The 19,367-nt window shown below is 59.0% G+C and carries 16 protein-coding genes and 1 pseudogene; 1 reads left to right on the top strand and 16 read right to left on the bottom strand.

What is annotated here, in order from left to right; all coding sequences use genetic code 11:
- Nucleotides 1–45: 45 nt before the first annotated feature.
- Nucleotides 46–1,371, bottom strand: coding sequence for an ABC transporter substrate-binding protein (locus B5527_RS01680; RefSeq protein WP_079599754.1), 1,326 nt, complete (start codon nucleotides 1,369–1,371; stop codon nucleotides 46–48).
- Between the two features lie 655 nt (nucleotides 1,372–2,026).
- On the opposite strand from B5527_RS01680, the pseudogene B5527_RS01675 reads away from it, so the two are divergent.
- A pseudogene (locus B5527_RS01675) lies at nucleotides 2,027–2,351 on the top strand (transposase); the annotation flags it as partial.
- A 13-nt stretch (nucleotides 2,352–2,364) separates the two neighbouring features.
- Here the strand turns inward: B5527_RS01675 and glnA are convergent.
- From glnA to B5527_RS01595, 15 genes are all read right to left on the bottom strand, one after another.
- On the bottom strand, nucleotides 2,365–3,795 hold the full coding sequence (gene glnA, locus B5527_RS01670; protein ID WP_079606977.1) for a type I glutamate--ammonia ligase: 1,431 nt from the start codon (nucleotides 3,793–3,795) through the stop codon (nucleotides 2,365–2,367).
- 139 nt (nucleotides 3,796–3,934) lie between these two features.
- Nucleotides 3,935–4,117, bottom strand: a complete 183-nt coding sequence (locus B5527_RS01665; RefSeq protein ID WP_079599752.1) for a hypothetical protein — start codon at nucleotides 4,115–4,117, stop codon at nucleotides 3,935–3,937.
- 506 nt (nucleotides 4,118–4,623) lie between these two features.
- Nucleotides 4,624–7,407, bottom strand: a complete 2,784-nt coding sequence (locus B5527_RS01655) for a UPF0182 family protein (RefSeq protein WP_079599750.1) — start codon at nucleotides 7,405–7,407, stop codon at nucleotides 4,624–4,626.
- Nucleotides 7,408–7,585: 178 nt separating this feature from the next.
- Nucleotides 7,586–8,227, bottom strand: a complete 642-nt coding sequence (locus B5527_RS01650) for an ABC transporter ATP-binding protein (RefSeq protein ID WP_079606976.1) — start codon at nucleotides 8,225–8,227, stop codon at nucleotides 7,586–7,588.
- The gene (locus B5527_RS01645; RefSeq protein WP_079599749.1) at nucleotides 8,220–9,008 is read right to left on the bottom strand and encodes an ABC transporter ATP-binding protein; all 789 of its coding nucleotides are present in this window, start codon (nucleotides 9,006–9,008) and stop codon (nucleotides 8,220–8,222) included. The genes B5527_RS01650 and B5527_RS01645 overlap by 8 nt, the downstream gene beginning before the upstream one ends.
- Entirely contained in the window at nucleotides 9,005–9,955 is a 951-nt protein-coding gene (locus B5527_RS01640) for a branched-chain amino acid ABC transporter permease (protein ID WP_079599748.1), read from the bottom strand. Before B5527_RS01640 ends, B5527_RS01645 begins: the two co-directional genes overlap by 4 nt.
- A 1-nt stretch (nucleotide 9,956) precedes the next feature.
- Nucleotides 9,957–10,853, bottom strand: coding sequence for a branched-chain amino acid ABC transporter permease (locus B5527_RS01635; RefSeq protein WP_079599747.1), 897 nt, complete (start codon nucleotides 10,851–10,853; stop codon nucleotides 9,957–9,959).
- 76 nt (nucleotides 10,854–10,929) lie between these two features.
- Nucleotides 10,930–12,252 (bottom strand): ABC transporter substrate-binding protein, encoded by a 1,323-nt coding sequence (locus B5527_RS01630; protein WP_197689260.1) that lies wholly within the window; start codon nucleotides 12,250–12,252, stop codon nucleotides 10,930–10,932.
- Nucleotides 12,253–12,335: 83 nt separating this feature from the next.
- Nucleotides 12,336–13,292 (bottom strand): dihydrodipicolinate synthase family protein, encoded by a 957-nt coding sequence (locus tag B5527_RS01625; protein ID WP_079599745.1) that lies wholly within the window; start codon nucleotides 13,290–13,292, stop codon nucleotides 12,336–12,338.
- Between the two features lie 238 nt (nucleotides 13,293–13,530).
- Nucleotides 13,531–14,211: a GntR family transcriptional regulator gene (locus B5527_RS01620; RefSeq protein WP_079599744.1), complete on the bottom strand. Its 681-nt coding sequence runs from the start codon at nucleotides 14,209–14,211 to the stop codon at nucleotides 13,531–13,533.
- Nucleotides 14,212–14,220: 9 nt separating this feature from the next.
- Nucleotides 14,221–14,913, bottom strand: coding sequence for a DUF2848 domain-containing protein (locus B5527_RS01615; RefSeq protein ID WP_079606975.1), 693 nt, complete (start codon nucleotides 14,911–14,913; stop codon nucleotides 14,221–14,223).
- A 33-nt stretch (nucleotides 14,914–14,946) separates the two neighbouring features.
- A complete protein-coding gene (locus B5527_RS01610; RefSeq protein ID WP_079599743.1) occupies nucleotides 14,947–16,143 on the bottom strand; it encodes an FAD-dependent oxidoreductase in 1,197 nt (398 codons plus the stop codon).
- Nucleotides 16,144–16,178: 35 nt separating this feature from the next.
- The gene (locus B5527_RS01605) at nucleotides 16,179–16,976 is read right to left on the bottom strand and encodes an ABC transporter ATP-binding protein (RefSeq protein ID WP_172842448.1); all 798 of its coding nucleotides are present in this window, start codon (nucleotides 16,974–16,976) and stop codon (nucleotides 16,179–16,181) included.
- A gap of 1 nt (nucleotide 16,977) precedes the next feature.
- Complete coding sequence (locus B5527_RS01600; protein ID WP_079599741.1) at nucleotides 16,978–17,871, bottom strand: ABC transporter permease; 894 nt, start codon at nucleotides 17,869–17,871, stop codon at nucleotides 16,978–16,980.
- The gene (locus tag B5527_RS01595) at nucleotides 17,868–18,869 is read right to left on the bottom strand and encodes an ABC transporter substrate-binding protein (protein WP_172842447.1); all 1,002 of its coding nucleotides are present in this window, start codon (nucleotides 18,867–18,869) and stop codon (nucleotides 17,868–17,870) included. Before B5527_RS01595 ends, B5527_RS01600 begins: the two co-directional genes overlap by 4 nt.
- Nucleotides 18,870–19,367 lie beyond the last annotated feature (498 nt).

Raw genomic sequence — 19,367 nt, 5'->3', positions numbered from 1 at the left:
GTCTCCCGATCCAAAAGGACCGGGAGACGTTCGCTGTCTATCAAGCTAGATCTTGCCGTCTTCCTTGAACACCTTTTGCCAATCCTTCACCAGAAGATCGAGCGCTTCCTGCGCAGTTCCCTTGTCGGCCACGACGTAGTCATGGACTCGCTTCTGCATATCGAGCAGGAGCTCCGCATAGGAGGGCTCCGCCCAGAAGTCCTTGACGATATCCATGGACTTCAGGAAATCGGCGGCAAACGGTGCGCTCTTCGGGAAACCCGGATCATTGAGCACCGCCTTGTGGCAGGAATAACCGCCAAGCGCCCACCACTTTTTCTGAACGTCGGGCTGCGCGAACCATTTGATGTAGGCGAGCGCGTCGTCCCTGTGCTCGGAGTAGGAGACAACCGAGATCCCTTGCCCTCCGAGCTGGGTAAAGTGATACTTTTGCTTCGGATTGACGAAGAAACCGATCTTGTCGCCACCGACATTGGGGTCCTTGTAGAGCCCTGGGAAGAACGCAAAGAAGTTCATCTGCATCGCGACCTGTCCGGACTTGAAGGCGTCGAGGCCCTCCGACATGTAGGCGTTGCTCATGCCGGGCGCGGTGCAGCACTTGTAGAGCGACTTGTAGAACTCCAGCCCCTTCACCGCCTCGGGCGAATTGACAAAGCCCTCCATCTGGTACGGCTTGTTCGGATTCTCGTACTGGAATCCCCAATCGTAGAGCACGTTGGTTACGCCCATCGTGATGCCTTCGGAGCCGCGCTCGGTATAGATATAGGCCCCGTAGACCTTCTTGCCGTCGATCTCCCTGCCCTGAAAGAACTCGGCGATCTCCTTGAGTTGATCATAGGTTTCGGGCGCGGCGAGATCGCGGCCGTACTTCTTCTTGAACTCAGCCTGGATTTCCGGCCGGGCGAACCAGTCCTTGCGATAGGTCCAGCCGATCGCATCGCCCATGGCCGGCAGCGCCCAATAGTTGGGGGTATTCTTGGGCCATTCGGAGTAGCCGACCACGGTGGCCGGCATGAAATCGTCCATCGAAATTTTTTCTTTGGCGAAGAAATCGTTGAGCTTGACGTAGTGGCCGTTCTCGGCGGCGCCGCCGATCCATTGGCTGTCGCCGATAATGACGTCGCAGAGCTTGCCCTTTGAATTGAGCTCGTTGAGGAAGCGATCAGCGTAGCTCGTCCACGGGACGAACTCGTATTTCATCTGAATTCCGGTTTTGGTGGTGAAGTCCTTCGAAAGCTCGACCAACGCGTTGGCCGGATCCCACGCCGCCCAACACAACGTCAATTGCTTGGTCTGGGCATTCGCCTGACCACCGAGACACGAGGCGACAACAACCGCAGCCGCGCCCAATGCACGCATCGTTTGGATCATTACAACCTCCCTGTTGCTGCAGGCGATTGCCTGCTTGCCCTGCTAATTACGCTTCGCCCTTCGGCGGAGTTGCACGCAGATTCAAATCCGGCCCATGAAGGCCGCGGGAATGGTGTTTAGTGTTATTGTTAAGTGGCAGACTTTCACTAAACATATTTCGAGTCAATGAATGCCGAGACTTTTTTCGCTAGGCAAAGTTGTTGCTGCAGTGCAACCGCAAATGGACAGGCATGCTGCCAGAATTGAGCGACGCCAACGATTCTGTGGTGTTTAGTAAATTCGATTTGGCGGCAGTTGCGTGGATTTTCGTTAGGTCATTCCGCCGTCGGGCTTGCTGTGACGTTGATCCAGACGAGGTCTCTGCGGTCGAGCCGGACAATGACGAACGGCATAGAGCAGGTCGAAACCGATAGTTGGAACAACGAATAAGTCCACGGCGGCAGTGTCCGGCGCGTGGTTGCGCAAGAAGGTTCGTACTGGTCAAACGACGCGGACCGCCAGCCAAGGATGGCAGCCGTTTGGTGGCTTGATAAAGCAAAGCCCACAACCATCCGGCAACTTATGGATGCTATTATATTACGAATATCCGCACACGACTTTAGGTGGCGCATGCTGCGAAACGGCAGTTATTCTGCTTGGTTCAGAACCCGGCAATGCCTTCCTCGCCTATGTCGAACAAGTTCTCGTGCCAACCCCTCAAGCCAGGCGATGTCGTCGTGCTGGACAATCTCAGCGCCCACAAGGTGCCGGGGATACGTGAGGCGATCGAAGCTGCAGGCGCAAAACTGCTTTACCTGCCTCCCTATTCGCCGGACTTCAATCTGATCGAGCAGCTCTTCGCAAAACTCAAAGCGTTGCTACGAAAGGCCGCCGAACGCTCCGTGGAAGGTCTCTGGAACCGCATCGCATGTCTTCTCGATGCCTTCCAACCAGATGAATGCGCCAACTACTTCCGCAACTCCGGATATGCTGCATGCTAGGTGGAAAATGCATCTAGATGTCGTAATAGAGATGAAACTCGTGGGGGTGCGGACGCAGCCGGATGGCATCGACCTCCTTTTTTCGCTTGTAGTCGAGCCACGTTTCGATCACGTCGCGCGTGAACACATCGCCGCGCAGCAGGAACGCGTGATCGCGTTCGAGCGCGTCAAGCGCTTGGTCCAACGATCCCGGCGTCGATTTCACATCCTTCGCCTCGGCGGGCGGGAGGTCATAAAGATTCTTGTCGATCGGCCTGCCCGGGTCGATGCGGTTGTTGATGCCGTCGAGGCCGGCCATCAGCATAGCGGAGAAGGCGAGGTACGGATTGCAGGAGGGATCCGGCGAACGGAACTCGACGCGCTTTGCCCGCGGGTTCGGCGAATACATCGGAATCCGACAGCAGGCCGAGCGATTGCGCTGGGAATAGACCAGGTTGATCGGCGCTTCGTAACCCGGCACCAGACGCCGATAGGAGTTCGTGGTCGGGGCGCAAAGCCCGCATAACGCCCAGGCGTGGGTCAGCAGCCCGCCGATGTAGTAGCGGCCAAGCTCGCTCAGCTCGGCGTAGTCCGCCTTGTCGTAGAACAGATTAGTCTCGCCCTTCCACAGACTCTGATGAACATGCATTCCCGAGGCGTTGTCCTCGAACAGCGGTTTCGGCATGAACGTCGCGGTCATTCCGTGCTGGCGGGCGGTGTTTTTGACCACGTATTTGTAGATCATCAGGTTGTCGGCCATCCGGGTGAGCGTGGTGAAGCGCATGTCTATTTCGTTCTGGCCGCCGGTCGCGACTTCATGGTGATGGGCTTCGATCGCAATCCCCAACGACTCCATCGTCAACACCATTTCGGTGCGGAGAGCCTGCATGCTGTCGATCGGTGGAACCGGAAAGTATCCCTCTTTCGGGCGCGGCTTATGGCCCAAATTCGGCGCTTCCTTCTTACCGGTGTTCCAACTGCCCTCGGTGGAATCGATTTCGTGGAAGGCGTAGTTGATGCCCTGTCCGTAGCGCACGTCGTTGAATACGAAGAACTCCGCCTCCGGGCCGAAGTAGCTCGTATCGGCGCGGCCGGTACCCTTCAGATAAGTCTCGGCCTTCTGGGCGATGTAGCGAGGGTCGCGGCTATAGGATTGACCGGTCATCGGGTCCCTGATGTTGCAGGTCAGGACCAGCGTCGTTGCGGGGGAAAACGGGTCGAGGAACGCCGTCGTCGGGTCCGGAACGACCAGCATGTCGCTTTCCTGGATCTCCTGGAATCCGCGGATGGATGAGCCGTCGAACCCGATGCCTTCATCGAGAGCGTCGATATTAGCTGCACTCGGCGGGACGGAAAAATGCTGCCAGACCCCCGGCAAGTCGGTGAACCGCAGATCGATCATCTCGACCTTCTCGTCCTTGATCGCCTTGAGCAGATCTTCGGCTGTCGCACAATTCGGAACCATGGCTTCGCTCCTGTATCCGAGAGGCGCGCGCCGCAGCCAAGCTGCCTGGGACGCATTTGGCCATATCCCACTCTCGGCGCCGCCGTTGGCGGCGCTCGCATGCAGCACGCACGCCTTTGTCACGCGCGATCCGTCAGCTTCAGCTTTGGTGCGGGCCGCGCATGATTTTCATGGCGGCTTCGACATGCCTCCAGGTTCTGGCCAATTCCACCTCGCCCCTAGCTTCAAGGTCAACCGCATTCTGGGCGGCTTCGGCAATGGCCTTCGCGCCGTGCGCTTCCAGCAACTGGCGCGCGTAGTCATGAATTTCAATTTCTCGCATGGCGCCATGCTCCCTTATTCTGCACGACCGAATTCCAGCCGGGCAGCAGAACCGTAGACGTCCATCAAGCTCGTACAGTCTGCATCCTGAGGCGGCAGGTTTGCAAGAGCCCTCTTCCAGGTCTTGGCCGCAAAAAACGGGACGCCGGCAAGCATACCTCGACGGAGGTCGTAATTCCTTTGCGCCAGATCAAGCGCAGACGGCGCTGCCATGCAATCATTAGTGCATCACCATTTAGGAGAAGGAAGGGAGCTGACCATCAATGTTGGGGCTCCATCAAACATGGTGCCCCACTTTCGCAGCAGCGGACACCACAGCCACAAAGAGGAAGCGCGTTGCGGCGGCTATCTCGTAAGAACCAGATTTTCTTAGAAATTTGGCGCGCCACCCAGAACAAAACTGCGACTCTTATACGGTCGAGATCGACATATAATTTTCATGGCGCCGTGTCCGCAATTTCCACGCCCCTCTGAGTCAGGGGTGTTGCGAGAATGCATATCCGGGTATTAGCGTCGGGTGGGCTCTCGGCTCATTTTCTCCAAGAGCTCGCGCATTGCATCAAACTGCTTGCCGAATCCCTTCCAATCTCCGGCCTTCAATCGCTCTATCGCTTGATTGTAGCGATCGAGCGTTTCCTGCGCCAGACTTGCCGCCGGGCTTGTGAGGGGCATCTCTTCTGTCGTGCTTGAGACGGCCGGCGCTGCGCCGGGTTCTACAAATAGCGCCGCCAAGGCCTCGGCGAGTGTCTCCTTCATCACGACATGTTCACCATAGGCCGCGATCACGCGCTTCAGTTCCGGCAGGTGCCCCTGCTGCGCTCGCAAATAGAGCGGCGATACGTAAAGGATCGAGTTCTCGATCGGGATCACAAGCAGATTCCCGCGAATCACCCGCGAGCCCATTTGGTCCCACAGCGTGAGTTGTTGCGAAATCTCCGTATTCTGATTGATCCGCGCCTCGATCTGGAACGGCCCGTAGACGAGCTTGTCCTTGGGGAACTCGTAGACGATCAGTTTGCCGTAGTCGGGCGCGTCGCAGCGCGCAGCGAGCCAGGCAATCATGTTGTCGCGACGGCTCGGTACCATGGGAAGCATGAGGAAGAATTCGGCCTGCGGCTCGCCGGGCAGCCGCATGATAATATAATAAGGGATCATCGGTGAGATGCCGTCGCCGCCCGGCTGACGCGGGAACTGCCAGAGATCCTCGCGGTTGTAGAAAACGTCGGCTGTCTCCATGTGATAGGTTTGATAAAGCCGCGCCTGAATCAGGAATAGATCCTCTGGATACCGAATGTGCTTCTGCAAGTCCGGAGGCATGGCCGTGAACGGTTTGAACAACGTTGGAAAGATGCGCTGGTAGGTCGTCGCAATCGGGTCGCCGGGGTCAATCAGATAGAAGTCGACGGTCCCGTTATAGGCATCGACGATAACCTTCACAGAATTGCGAATGTAGTTGAGGTCGAGATCTTGCGCAGGCTGTGCAGAGGGAAAATAGGGACTCGTCGTGTAGGCGTCCTGCATCCAGAACATCCGCCCATTGCTGATAACCAGATAGGGCTCATGATCGAGCCTGAGGAATGGAGCGATCGCGCGCACCCGTTCCTGGATATTGCGCCGGATCATGATCCGGCTGTCGATAGTGATGTAGCTTGAGAGAAGCAGGTTCGGGTCGTTAAAGTAGTAAGCGAACAGCGTTCTCCACACCATCGCCCCGATCGGAACGCCACCGGCGCCGTCATAGGCCGCATAGACGTTGTCTTTCCCCTTCGGATAATCGAACTCCGGTGTGCTCCCCTTGACGATGACGTAGTCGTCGCTCTCTTCACCAAAGTAGATGCGCGGCTCGTCGATTTTGGGGCCTCCGTCTGCAACAGGAGGAATATCCCGCAAATAGAAGACCGGAAGTCCTTCAATGCTCTTGCGGGTGACCGGGCTCATCACCGCGCCATTGCCGTGAGTGAACAGCAGGTGGCGGTTGACCCAGGTCTGGGCGTTCGGCGGCAGCAAGGAGGGCCGCAGTTCGCGAGCCGAGAGCATCACGCTTTGGTAGGAACCGTCGAGCCAGTAGCGATCAACGTCAAGATCATGGAATTTGTAGTAGGTTCGGATCTCTTGCAGCTGTGCGTAGGTATCCGACAAGGGAAGCCAGTCCCACAGCCTGATATTTTCGATTGTCGCCTTGTTGGCCTCTAGCGTCTTGAAGGTAAGCTTCTGTTCGGCAGCAAACGGCTTGGCTGCGATCTGATCGAGATTGTAGGCCTGCCTGGTGAGTGCGATGTTGCGCTCGATGTAGGGCTTTTCCAGCTGCAATTCGGTTGGTTTGACGAAAAACTGCCGGAACAGAACCGGGATCGCGCCGGACAGCACAAAAGATCCGATGCCAACGAGTATGAACGCCGCGCCAGGAAGCCGGTAAGTGCGCACCCAGAGGTTTGCCCACGCGGCGAACGCTGCGATGATCGAAAGCCCGATCATCAGCCACAGACCCGGTAGCCCCACATGTACATCGGTGTAGCTTGCGCCGACGACTACGCCGTTGTCGCCGTAGAGCAGCAGATAGCGGTCGAGACCATAGGACCACGCCTTCACCGCGAAGAGAAGACCGACCAGCGCTGAGCCGTGAGCGATCACTGTCGGCGACATCGATCGGTGGTGAACGTCGTATTCGATTTCGCCGTGCACCCAGTAGATCGTTCCGGCGAAAAGACCGCTCAGTACGAGGGTGAGCAGCATCCAGTTCTTGATGAGGATATAGGCTGGCAGTGAGAAGAGATAGAAGCCGATGTCCTTGTTGTAGAGCGGATCGTCTACGCCATATGGCACGTGATAGAGAAACTTCAGGAAGATGCCCCAGTTGCCGGCTTCTGACGCGGCGACTAGCAGAGCGAGCAAACCTGCACCGCCTCCAACAACCTGGGACCACGGTAGTCGATCGCGCATGAGCACAAACAGATGAGGCGACGAAGTACTGCCCGTCGGGTTCCACGCGGAGGCGGCGACCGCTCGTGTCGGCTGCTGCCGGGCAAAACGCACAGCAAGCAATCCGTTCAGCCAAAGTATGACGGCGGTTGCCGTCCAGACGGTGAAAAACACCAAGGCTTTGGCGCCGATGCTGGTCAAAAACACCGGTAGATAACCGATCGAGGAAAACCACAGCCAATCGACCAGGAAGTCGCTCGCGAGCCCGAGCACAATCAGGCCAATCCCGGCGACGATGGCTACAACGATCAATCCGAGCAAGGCGCTTCGCCTTGGTGCGTTCTGCGCGGGTCCGGCGATTCCTATCGTCATGCCTTGATGATATCAGAAATGAGGGATACTCACCGCTGGTTTCGCGGCCGGGGCATTCGAGCACGAACTGCGGCCATGACCTTGGCGGGGGGGCGCCAAGACCGCGACGCTGATGAGTTCCGTGGTATTGCCGATAAAGCGTCAGCGTAGACCAGGCGAACACCACTCACTCAGGCTGTTAGGCCGGACTCACGGATCCCCGCTCGATTCGAAAGGCGCGCGACAGCAAATCGACGACATGCACCTCATTGGATTCCGCGATGAGAATGGAAATCCCCTCCGTCTTAAGGTTGGCCAGCACTTCACTCAGCTGCCGCGCCAGCGCGGGAGCCAGACCCTCGAATGGCTCGTCGAGCAGCAGCATGCGGGTTCCCGCCATGAGGGCTCGTGCCAGTGCGACCAGTTTTTGCTGTCCACCAGACAATTCAAGCGAGGATCGGGCACGGAATTGGGCGACCTCGGGCACAAGCCCAAAAATCCAGTTGAGACGCTGGTCGGCGCCCCTCATTTTGAGCGATAAGGCGGGCAGGCGGACATTTTCCTCGACCGTAAATTCGGGCACCAGCCGGCGATCTTCCGGCATGTAGCCAATGCCGTGCGCGACGCGCAGATGCGATGGCGAAGTCAACAAGTTAGTCGGACCGAGTTCGATCAAGCCGCTGGCCGGAATGGCGCCCATGATGGCCCGGAACAATGTGGTTTTTCCTGCACCGTTGCGGCCGATCAGCCCGCAGATTTCGCCTTCTTCGAGCGCGAGTGAGGCGTCGCGGATGACCGGGATGGGCCCGATCGACACGTTGAGGTTGGATACTCTAAACATGGGCGGCACCCGCCGCGCCCCTCACCCTCGGGCCGCTGATCAGCGCCTGAATGCGGGCATCGGCCAGCGTTGCGGTCGGCGTCCCGTCGGCGATCACGGTGCCATCGTAAAATGCCAGTACACGCTCGGCGAAACGCTCGACGATCTCCATGTCGTGCTCCACGAAAAGCACAGTGATCTTGCGGTTGCGCAATGCCGACATCACGACTTGCATCAGGTTGAATTTCTCTTCGATCGAGATACCGCTGGTCGGCTCGTCGAGCAGCAGCAAGCGCGGCGAGCCCGCGACCGCCATGCCGATGTCAAGCAGCTTGCGCACGCCCTGCGGCAATGTGGCAGCGAGCGTATGGCGGTAACGCGCGATCTCGAACAACTCCAGCAGTGTTTCCGCCTCGGCGACGGACTCCTGCGAACGCAGCGGCGTGTATAAATGGCCCATGAAATTTTTGGGAGCGCGGCCGACCGCAGCCGCGGCGCACATGTTATCGAATACCGTGAGCGAGGGGAATATTTGCGCCATCTGAAATGAGCGCGAGATGCCCATGGCCGTAATCCTGCGGGAAGGCAGCCCAGTTATGTCGCGCTCCTCGAAGTGAATCGTTCCCTTGGTCGGCCGTAGATGACCGGTTATCATATTGATGAAAGTGGTTTTTCCGGCGCCGTTGGAACCAATCACGCCGACCGTTTGGTGCGCTGGCACGCTGACGGTGATATCGCGCGCGGCGACCATCGAGCCGAAGCGCTTGCCCAGGTCGCGGACGGAGAGGATGGGCGTGTTCATGGCGCCTTCGCTTTGCGGCGCCAGCGCAGCCGCATGATCAATGAGCCCAGTCCCTGGGGCAGGAACAGAATGGTGAGCAGCAGCGCCGAGCCGAGCAGCATCTGCCAAAGCTGCGGAAGCACGGCGAATGCGAACGAGCGCAACGACTCGAACGCCAGCGATCCGACGAACGCCGGGACGACCGATCCAGCGCCGGAAAGGATGGTAATAAATACGAATTCGCCGGAGGTCGTCCAATAGGACATGTTCGGATCGACATGGCCGACCGCGAGCGCGGCGAGCGCGCCACCCATGCCACCCAGCAAGCCGCCGATCACAAGCTTGGTATGAATCAGCCGCGACACCGACATGCCAAGAAATTCGACGCGAATTTCGTTGTCACGCACAGGAATCGCCAGTGCGCCGGACAGTGAGCGGAAGTAAGCATCGACCAGGAAAGCCGCGATTGCGCAGACGGCGAGCACCAGCAAGTAGAGCGCCACCAGGAGATTGTCCTGGTGCGGCGCATAGCCGAAAAAGGTCGGCGCGACCACGCTGAAGCCGTCGGTCGAGCCGAACGACTCGGATTTTACAAGCACCCCGTAAAGGATCATGGACAGCGCCAGGCTGAGCATCGCGAAGAAGATTTCGCGGTAGCGCGCCATCAGGAAGCCCACCACGAAGGAGACCAGCCCGGCTGAGGCGCCGCCAATCAACACCAGTATCAAGGCATCGGTCACGCCGGTCCCGCGGCCGACGAGCGCCACGGCATAGGCGCCGATGCAGTAATACAGCGCTTGTCCGAATGAGACGAGGCCGGCCCTCCACAACACGATCAAGCCCAATACGACCAAACCATTGGCAAAAGCGATAGTGGCGAGCGAGATAATCCAGTCCGGCAGCACGAATGCTGCGGCGGCTGCCGCCAGCAAGGCCAAACTTGCTGCGATCAGGCCGTGCTGAGCCATCTCATATTTTTCTCGGTTGAGCGCGCACGAATAGGCCGTAAGGCCGGATCATGAGCACGAGTGCCATGACGCCATAAATAACGAACAATTCGACTTGCGGCACCAGATGCACTGCGGCAGCGCGGCATATCCCGACGATCAATGCCCCGACGAGCGCGCCTTCGATCGATCCCATGCCGCCAATGGCCACCACGGCGAAGGCGAGCACGATCACTTCGACACCGATGCCGAGCGTCACCGCGATCTTCGGCGCCATAATCGCCCCTCCGAGCGCACCGAGCATCGCGCCGATCACGAATGTCACGGTATAAACGGTCGTGACATTGATGCCGAACGCTGCAGCGGTTTCGCGATCGAAAATCACGACGGTCAGCAGTCGTCCGTAGCGGGTGAATTTCAGCGCCCAGTAGGATGCCGCGGCGAGCAATCCCGCGACCGCGATCAGACCGAGATCGTAATTCGACAATATGAGTTCACCTACTTCCGTATTGCCGGCTGCGAGCAGCGGCTGATATGTCGCGTAGGAACCCGGACCCCAAACCAAGATGACGACGTCTTCGAGGATCAGAAAAGCGGCGTAGGTCACCAGCACCATCACCACTTCGTCCCTGCCATATACCAATCGCATGACGCAGCGCTCAAGAATGAGCCCAAGCGCGAGCCCAAGGACCATGGCAAAAACAGCCATCAGCAGAAATCCGCCGGCGTCAGGCAAGCCACGATCAAAATAGATGCCGATGGCGGTCGCCGCGCCGTAGGCGCCGAATGTGTAAAACGAGCCATGCGCGACATTCAGTATCTTCATCACGCCGAAGATCAGCGTCAACCCGATAGCAACAATGAACAGGTAGGCCGCGTAGACCAACCCGTCGATCAGAATAGCGAAAGCGGTCAGCACCGAAATTTCCTGATCGGAGAATCGGTCGTCGCGGGGACGTAGTTCGTCACGCGACGACAAGCTGACCGGACGCTCCTCAGCACTTCGCACCTTTCATGCCGTCCTTGATCCAGTCATCGGCATTGACGCCGGCCGGAGGGTTCACGCACTCGGCGGGAAAGCGCATGACGTCGACGATTTCGGGCTCGTTCTTCTCCTTGTTGAAGCGATAGGTGCCGTAAGCCGTCTCCGAGATGCCTTGGTGCCCGTCGCCGATGGCGAGCTTGACCAGGCCTGAGGGGCCTTCGAACTCGATGCCCTTGAACGCAGCCGCCACTTCGTCGGAGGTCGGCTTCGCGTCGCCCTTCTTGGCCTTTTCGTAGGCCAGTTTCAGGCCGAGCAGCGACATTGCCATTTGATATGAGGGATAGGTCGGCGGAATGCTGTAGCGGTCGGAATAGATCTTCTTGAACCAGCGGTTCAATTCGGTGTCGGGCGCGAGCGGACCGTGCGGGCCGCGGGCGCCGATGAGAGTGCCGTCGGGCATCTTGTCGCGCAGGCGCCACATTGCGGCTTCGCCGGTCGTAGCGAGGATCGTCATGCGCTTGTCCAGCGCGCGCGCCTGCTCCTGATAGAGAAACGCTTCGAGATCGCCATCATAGAAGCTCGTGTGCAGCACCTGCGATTTTGACGTCAGGAGCGTCGAAATCTCCGCGCCGTATTCGCCCGCAAATAGTTTTGGAAAAAGCGATTTGTCCACGGTCACTTTTTGCGCAAGCACTTGCATCGCGCTGGAGAAGTCCCGCCAGGAATCCTGGCCCCAAGCGTAGTTCTGGTTGATGCCGGAATAGCTGATGATATCCGGCTTTTTGGCCAGCAAGTAGCGGGCGGCGGCGACGTTATCCATGGTCGATTGCGGGCTGACGCGGAATACGTAGGCGCGCGGCTTTTCCTCGAAGATGCGAGGCGTCCCGCAATCGTAGAACACGGTGATCGCTTTTAGCTCCTCGGCGACCGGCGTGACCGCAAGGCAGTTGCCCGAGGAGACATAGCCGATTACGGCATCCACTTGGTCGCGTTGCACGAGGTTACGGAATTCAGTGACGACGTTGGCCGCGGAACCCGTTTCATCGATATACTTTGCTTCGACGTTACTGCCGCCGAACCCGACCTTGTCGAAGGGCGCCGGCACCTTTCCGGCGTTCATGGCCTCGATCATGACCTCGGCGCCGTTGCGTCCGGGGATGCCGAACGGCGCGGCGGCCGGTCCGGTCAGGAAGCTGACGATGCCAAGCTTTATTGTCGTAGCGGGTGACGGAGCGTTCTGTGCCTGGGCGGGAACGATCGCAACGCCCAGCATTGAAACCAATAGCCAAAACGACTCCAGCGCGCCCCCAAGCGAGCTTTCTCGATTAAACATTGTCACTCCTCCCCGTGCGAGCCCGTTTTGGGCGTTTTTAGCTTCACTCCCAAATACACATCCCTTACACGAAATGGCACCACCTAAGCGGCAGTGCTGTTGGTCATCTTGTCGATCAGACCGGATTCCACCAGTGCCTGTCGCACCCGCGCGACTTCGGCGCTGCCAAGCTTGACGAGCGGCGGTCGCACGACGGCGCGCGGTAGCCTCCCAAGCAGCATCAGTGCTTCCTTCATGCGGTTATGCATGTTGGCCCACGGCTCCGCGTAGAAACAGCGGGCCAGCGGTTCGATGCGATCGTTCAGGCGCCTAGCTTCCGCAAGATTATCGGTCTGGACGGCCTTGAACAATTGCGCTTGCAGATCCGGGATGACGCTGCCGCTGCCGGATAGCAATCCGTTGCAGCCGAGCACCAGCGATGAAAACAGCCACGAACTGTGCGTCGTCAATACGTGCACGGGCCGCGGCAGGTTCTGCAGTGTGCGGATATGCCATTCATGGTGAGGCACATTGCCGATCCAGTCCTTGATGGCGCATATCGATGGCACCTCGTGACACAGGCGCAGCAGCGTGTCCTTCGGATAGCCTTGTCCGGTCGCCAGCGGATATTGAAACACGATCAGCGGCAGGTCGGTAGCGTCCGCGATGCGCCTGAAGTGCGCCAGCGCCATTTCCGGAGATTGGCCAAGCGCGAAGGGGGCGGGAGGAAACACCAGCAGCGCCGACGCCCCGCTTTGCCCAGCCATGCGAGCGATACGCGCAGCTTCCAGACTGCCATCGGCCCATATGCCGTTGACGATCGGTATGCGCTCGCCAACTTCGTCCCCTGCAATGTCGAGTACGCGGCGTTGTTCGTCAGAGGTGCAGGAGGCCACCTCGGTCGAATGCGCGTTGACAGTGATGGCAGAAATGCCTGGGGTAGCGCTGATGTCGCGCAGGTGCTTGCGAAAGCTTGTTTCGTCAATGGTGAGGTCGTTGTCGAATGGCAGCAACACCGCCGGAATAACCCCACGGGGGACATAGGCCGAAGCATTGGGCATGAGCACCCCCTAGCGCGTTGTGGGACGTCATTTCCTGAAGGTAATCCGATCTGGACTGTAGTTGTCAATTGACGATGCGCCAGAGGCCATACGCAGCCCCAAGTCCCCTCGGTGGCCGCAGCCGGAGGCCCCACCAGGGAGGACGAGCGCCGGGTCATCGTGCAGAGCCGACTTGAGCGGTCGGCCCTCGCCGCTTTTCGTCCCGCCATTATTTACCGGCCAGGCGCCCCCTTGCGCCCTACAGGTTGCGCAAGACATTGCGCCGGAATGAATCGATGTGGGCGCGCATCGCGTTCTCGGCAGCCTCCACGTCGCGGTGGCTGATCGCCTGAAAAATCTTGTGGTGCTGATCGTTGACACTGCCCTGATGATCTGGCGCCGCCAGCGAAATGATCCACAATCGCAACGAGCGTTCGTGAAGCTTCAAGAGAATATCCGCAAGCACCGTGTTGTGCGCGGCGCGCGCGATTAACCGATGGAACTCCCGATCCAGCAACATCATGGTCTCGACCTTGCCGGCCGCAACTGCGCCGCCTGCCTTCGCCAAGACGTCGTGTATCGCCACGATCTCGGCGGAGCTGGCCCGCTCCGCAGCGAGACGAACCGCAAATGTTTCGTTGCGAAGCCGGATCTCGATGATTTCGATGACTTCGTTGAGATTGATAGGCCGAACCACGACGCCCTTGCGCGGCTGAACGTCGACAAGACCTTCCGTATTCAGCCGGTCGAAGGCCTGGTGAACGGGCGTCCTCCCGATCTTGAGCAGGCGGGCGACCGCGTTTTCGCTTAATTCCTGACCCGGCTTGAATACACAGGTGATGATGCGATGCTTGATCGCCTCATAGGCCTGGTCCTTCAAGGATCCCGCCAGAACCGGTTCGACCGCACGGTCCTTGCGCGGCCGCGTGATCTGGTTCATCTGTCGCCCTCAGCCCGCGATCGGCAGCGACACGATATCATAGCCATGGCTGATCTTCCGGCCAATGACATCATCGACGATCTCGAAATCAAAACGCGGGGCCGGCCGGATTCCACCGATGGCACTGAACGTTCCACCGAACAACATCGTCCCCTCCGCCAGATGGTCACCGCCGGTATACCGGCGAATCAGGTCCTTTGGCGCCAACATCTTGTCCAGCGTGCCTTCCTGGTAGAGCTGCCTGTTGCCGCCGGCGGTGATGAAAGAGCGGAGAATCAGCTTGTCCCAGTGATCTTCAACGTCTTCGAACGCCCAGAACACCGGCGCGATCGGCTTGTCGCACATCTGCTTCGATACGGTGACACCGTAGGTTTCCACCTCGCGATCGGTATGATCCGACCCGACGCCGACCCAGAGCTTGCCGCGATATTGCAGCACGACGTATTCGACCTCGCCGCTCGACGCGTTGCCGACAGCCTCGATCTGATCGGTGATCAGCAGCCGCTGCTTGCTTGCCCGATAGAAAATCGGTGTCGAGGCCGGCCTTTTCACACCGAGCGCCTCCAGTTCGACGATATGCTTTTCGAGCGCAACCGCATCGCGACCGGTCCAACCGGCGATGACACACACCCCGATCGCAGCGACAACGCCCTCTTCCGCGTTGCGGCTGGCGAAAGAAAGGGAGAGGGAATGAGTAGGCATGATATTTCCTGCGGTTTTCATTGGATCGATTCTTCAGCCGAGTTCGCCGGCACGCCGCAAGCTCGCTATCATTGAAACGCGTTCTAGGTAGATTTTGCGTGCATCGGGATCTGCCGCGATCCCCCTAAGGCGATCACGAAATTCGACCTGGCTTTCTTCGTCCTTTGCCTCGAGATCACGTTTGTTCTGAATCGTCTGGGTCTGAACGCTCTCCAGCGTCACCAGTCGGCGCTGCGCGTCGTAACGGTCGAGGTCGTGGTCCGTGGCCTGTCCGCTGTAGACCGCAGCCAGCCGCGATGTGAGGTTCACGGCATCGTGGATGCCGCCGTTCATCCCCATGCCGCCGAGCGGATTGTTGATGTGCGCGGCGTCGCCGGCCAGGAAGGCGCGACCTACCCTGAACTGCTTGGCGACGCGCTGATGCACCCGATAGAGGGTTGTATGCAGGATATCGAAAGGCTTGACGCCGGCCACGACGCGCGCCAGCAGTGATTGCCCGAATTCAGGGCTCAATGCCGCCTCGTCGCCGACGTTCTGCGGTACCGGAAACATGACCCGCCACATGCCGGGTATCCGCAGCAAAAACTGCCAGCACTCCGGATCGGCGACATAATTGACCGAAACCAGGTCGGGAATGACCGCATCGAAATCGAACGGCGTGCTCAACACCAAAAAGCGTTCCGGCCAGGTGAAGCCTTCGAATTCGACGCCGAGCGAACGACGCACTTCGCTCCTCGCGCCATCGGCGCCGATCAGCCAGCGGCCGGTCCGGATCGCCTCCCTGTCGTCGACCCGCACCGACACCTGTACGCCATCATCGTCCTGCTGAACACTCCTAAGCCGCGCCCCGAACTCGATTCGGAAATGACTGTCGTTGCGCAGATGCGCCAGCAATATTCGCGTCAGTTTGAATTGCTCGCTTTGCACCCGATAGGGATGCTTGGTCCGGTCCGAGATTTCGCCGAAATCGAACTGCGCGATCACGCCATCCTTCTTTGAGCGATATTGAAGCTTGGGAGCCTTCAGGCCTTCATCGATGAGCTGACGTGCAACGCCAAGCTCATCGAGCATGTCGAGGGTCGGCGGATGGAATGTCGATGCTCTGGATTCACCACTGAGGTCGTTGCCAGCCTCGAACACCGTGACGGGAATTCCCTGGCGCACCAGCTGAGCCGCGGCAACCAGACCCACGGGTCCTGCCCCCGCAATCAACACACGATCTTCGATCATATTTTTTCTCTTGCCTGAATATATAGTGGTTGCCGTCAACCGGGCCGCGCGCCCGCGACGATCAGGGAGCGAACTTCATCCTTGATGCGATCGGATGCCACGCGATCCTCCCACGCCAACGGAGGAACGGCGATTTCCGCCATCAATCGCGCCGGGGCGCCGAATACCAGAATCCTGTTGGCCAGAAAGATCGCTTCGTCGATGCTGTGGGTAACGATCAGAAACGTGGTCTGCTGCGACTGAGCCAGCGCCTTGAAATCCTGGCGCAGCCGGGACGCGGTGACGTCGTCAAGCGCGCTGAAAGCCTCATCCAGCAGGACCAGCTCTGGGTTCGGCGCGAAAGCGCGCGCGATGTTCACGCGTTGTCGCATGCCGCCCGACAGTTCCCTCGGCAAGGCGTCCTTGAAGGCCGAAAGTCCAACCGCGTCCAGCCAGCGCACGGCCTGCTTGCGCCGATCGGCTTGCGAGACGCCCTGGATCTGCAGGCCAAACGCGGCGTTGTCAGTGGCCGACAGCCAGGGCAGCAATCTGTCTTCCTGGAATATCCGGGTGATGTGGCCCTTCTTTTCCCGGACGAAATTTTCAACGGGAAGTCCATCGACGCGTATTTGACCCGCGTCGAGAAATTTCAGCCCCAAGAGACAATCGAGCAGAACGGACTTGCCCGCCCCGGTCGGGCCGACGATCGCGACGTATTCGCCGCTTTTGACCGAAAAACTGAGATCGGCGATCGCCGAAATCTCGGCGCCACTGTCCTGACGAAAGCTCTTGCGAGCGTGCTCGACGAGGAGCTTCGACGACCTTGCCGGTACGCTCGCGGCATTCGTGTCCATGTCAAATTCTCCCATGGCTCACTCCGCGCCAGCGCAGCATTCTCTGCTCGGCGTATTCGATGCCCTGGGTCATGATCAGCGCCATCATGACAAGGAAGATGGTCCATGCCAGCACCGTCGGCATATCGAACACGTTCTTGGCGAGATCGAGTTCCTTTCCGATACCAAGCGGAGCGCCGACCAGTTCGGCAACGATCACGGTTCGCACCGCGTTGCCAACATTGAGCTTGGCCGCCGTGAAGGCGGATGCCTGCACATAGGGCCACAGCAAGAGACGGATGTGCTGAAACGGATTGGCGCCGAATGCCAGCACCATGTCGGTCAGTTTTCGATCGATCGAACGCACGCCGTCATAGACGCAGAACACCGTGACCGGCGTGCACAGAACGATCAACACGAAGCCGATCCGAAGCTCGGTCGTTGAAAGCCAGATGATGACGATGATCACCCAGTTCAGCGCCGGAACACCCATGATGAACTTCACGACCGGACGAAGAAGCTCGTCACAGGTCGCCGAAAGCCCCATCGCCAGTCCAATCGGAATGCCGATGACGAGCGACGCGCTGACGGCGACGATCAATCGCAGCCACGTCACGAGACCTTGCGACAGCAGGTCCCAGGTGGTCAGAATGGTCCAGAAGCTTTTCGCGATACTGCCAAGCCCCGGAAACAAATAGGGCTTGGTGAACAGCGACGCCGTCTGCCACACTGCGGCGATCACCAGAAACGGCAGGATCGCCCTGAATGTTCGCAACAGCAGGCTGCGCCCGCGCAGCGGCCTTGCGGTAAGGGCATCATAAGGAATGCCGCTAATGGCGGCCATGGCGACTGCATCGCCCGGTGGGCGGATCGCGTCGGGCTCGGCCGGGCCGTCTTGCGCGGCAACGCCGCTCACGTTTTTTTTGTCCAGGGATAATAGATGGCGGCGTCCGGCACGTCGGTCAGGAAGCCGACCTCTTTGAAGCCACCGAACAAGGCGTCCAGATTGCCCTTTTCTTCGATCGCCGGCGCAACCTTGAACTGGGTGATGCTGAGCTTGCGGCTGAGTACCAGGGCATCCACGGAGACCTTGGCGAACTCTGAAATCAGTTTGTCAGCCTCCGCGGCGTTTTCATTGTAGAATGCCGCGGCGTCCTGCCACATCTTCAGGGTCGCAGCGACCCGCTTCGGATCGCTGGCGACCCAGTCCTTGTGCCCGTAACAGCCAAGATACCAGACATTGGCGTCGGCTTGCATCTTCAATGCCGCGCGGATCCCGGCATTCATATCGCCAACAAGGTGATAGCCCTGCGAAAGCATACTCGACAAAGCCGGATCGAACAGCAGTCCCGCATCGACCTTCTCTGCCAGCAATTGCGTCTGTACCGAAGACGGCGGCGCGTTGATGATGTTAAGGTTCTTGCGTGGGTCGAGCCCATTCTGCTTGAGGAACAGCACCGCCATTCCATAGAATCCCGAACTCGTGGTCGCGGCGATGGTCTTGTCCTTGAGATCGCCGGCGGCTTTGATATCCGGGTTCTTCGAGACGAACGCGTGATTGGCGGTTGAGATCGTGAACAGCAACTGCAACGGCACGCCGCGCACGTAGAAATTGGCGCAGTTATAGATCGCGCCAAAGATGTGACTGGTTCGGCTGGCCGCGAGATCGGAATATAGCGTGCTCGGGTCGCTGTAGAGGTTGATGTCGAAATCGAGACCGTTCTTTTTGTCGAGTTCAAGCTTGCGGATTATCGGCACCAGAAACGAGCCGTTCGATGGCGGGGCAAGGCCACCCGCGCCCGACTTGTTTATCTGGGCCCAAGCTTGCTCGGATCGCAGAATGGCCGGCGACAGGACCGTTGCAACTCCAAAGGCGCGAACGAACGTGCGTCGGGACCATCTTAGAGAACTCATACGCATCTCCTTTTCGTCTCTGATATTTCAGTTACAGAGGCTGGAATTATCAAGCAAGCCCATTTTATCAACGCTGAATGCACTTAATCTATGCGCTCACGCGCACACTCGGACACTGATATTTCAACTAGAGGGTGAGGACGCGCGTCTTGGTCCCCGCAGGCCGAGCGCTTCAGCGTACCGCTTCCGGGCTGCGGTCTCGCGTCAGCTGCCTGCTGCTGATCGAAACTCGATGGTCGCCGGTCGATTGGCCGCTGCCGCCCGCTCCAACGCGTGCGGAAAATCCTCGCGCCTTTCAATAGGCGACAAACCGGACCGTCCGATTCTCGCCGCAGAGCGTCGAAGATGGGCATGCACTTGCGCCGGGCATGCCAATCATCGCGTCTGCTCCATTCAGACGCAGTGCCGAAACGAGAATCTCACCGCCGCTCCTTTTGTCGGTCCTCAGAGAGACCAGCCGATACACAGATCAGGCCGGATCGAAGTAATGGATATCCA

Origin of the sequence: Bradyrhizobium erythrophlei, assembly GCF_900129425.1 — a bacterium.
Taxonomy (GTDB): Bacteria; Pseudomonadota; Alphaproteobacteria; order Rhizobiales; family Xanthobacteraceae; genus Bradyrhizobium; species Bradyrhizobium erythrophlei_C.
This window is presented reverse-complemented; position numbering and strand designations above follow the sequence as displayed.

Bases quoted from the DNA above. Each gene is read 5' to 3' on its own strand.
- B5527_RS01680 (WP_079599754.1), bottom strand. From the start codon at position 1,371: ATGATCCAAACGATGCGTGCATTGGGCGCGGCTGCGGTTGTTGTCGCC.
- glnA (WP_079606977.1), bottom strand. From the start codon at position 3,795: ATGGTTCCGAATTGTGCGACAGCCGAAGATCTGCTCAAGGCGATCAAG.
- B5527_RS01665 (WP_079599752.1), bottom strand. From the start codon at position 4,117: ATGCGAGAAATTGAAATTCATGACTACGCGCGCCAGTTGCTGGAAGCG.
- B5527_RS01655 (WP_079599750.1), bottom strand. From the start codon at position 7,407: ATGACGATAGGAATCGCCGGACCCGCGCAGAACGCACCAAGGCGAAGC.
- B5527_RS01650 (WP_079606976.1), bottom strand. From the start codon at position 8,227: ATGTTTAGAGTATCCAACCTCAACGTGTCGATCGGGCCCATCCCGGTC.
- B5527_RS01645 (WP_079599749.1), bottom strand. From the start codon at position 9,008: ATGAACACGCCCATCCTCTCCGTCCGCGACCTGGGCAAGCGCTTCGGC.
- B5527_RS01640 (WP_079599748.1), bottom strand. From the start codon at position 9,955: ATGGCTCAGCACGGCCTGATCGCAGCAAGTTTGGCCTTGCTGGCGGCA.
- B5527_RS01630 (WP_197689260.1), bottom strand. From the start codon at position 12,252: ATGTTTAATCGAGAAAGCTCGCTTGGGGGCGCGCTGGAGTCGTTTTGG.
- B5527_RS01625 (WP_079599745.1), bottom strand. From the start codon at position 13,292: ATGCCCAATGCTTCGGCCTATGTCCCCCGTGGGGTTATTCCGGCGGTG.
- B5527_RS01620 (WP_079599744.1), bottom strand. From the start codon at position 14,211: ATGAACCAGATCACGCGGCCGCGCAAGGACCGTGCGGTCGAACCGGTT.
- B5527_RS01615 (WP_079606975.1), bottom strand. From the start codon at position 14,913: ATGCCTACTCATTCCCTCTCCCTTTCTTTCGCCAGCCGCAACGCGGAA.
- B5527_RS01610 (WP_079599743.1), bottom strand. From the start codon at position 16,143: ATGATCGAAGATCGTGTGTTGATTGCGGGGGCAGGACCCGTGGGTCTG.
- B5527_RS01605 (WP_172842448.1), bottom strand. From the start codon at position 16,976: ATGGACACGAATGCCGCGAGCGTACCGGCAAGGTCGTCGAAGCTCCTC.
- B5527_RS01595 (WP_172842447.1), bottom strand. From the start codon at position 18,869: ATGAGTTCTCTAAGATGGTCCCGACGCACGTTCGTTCGCGCCTTTGGA.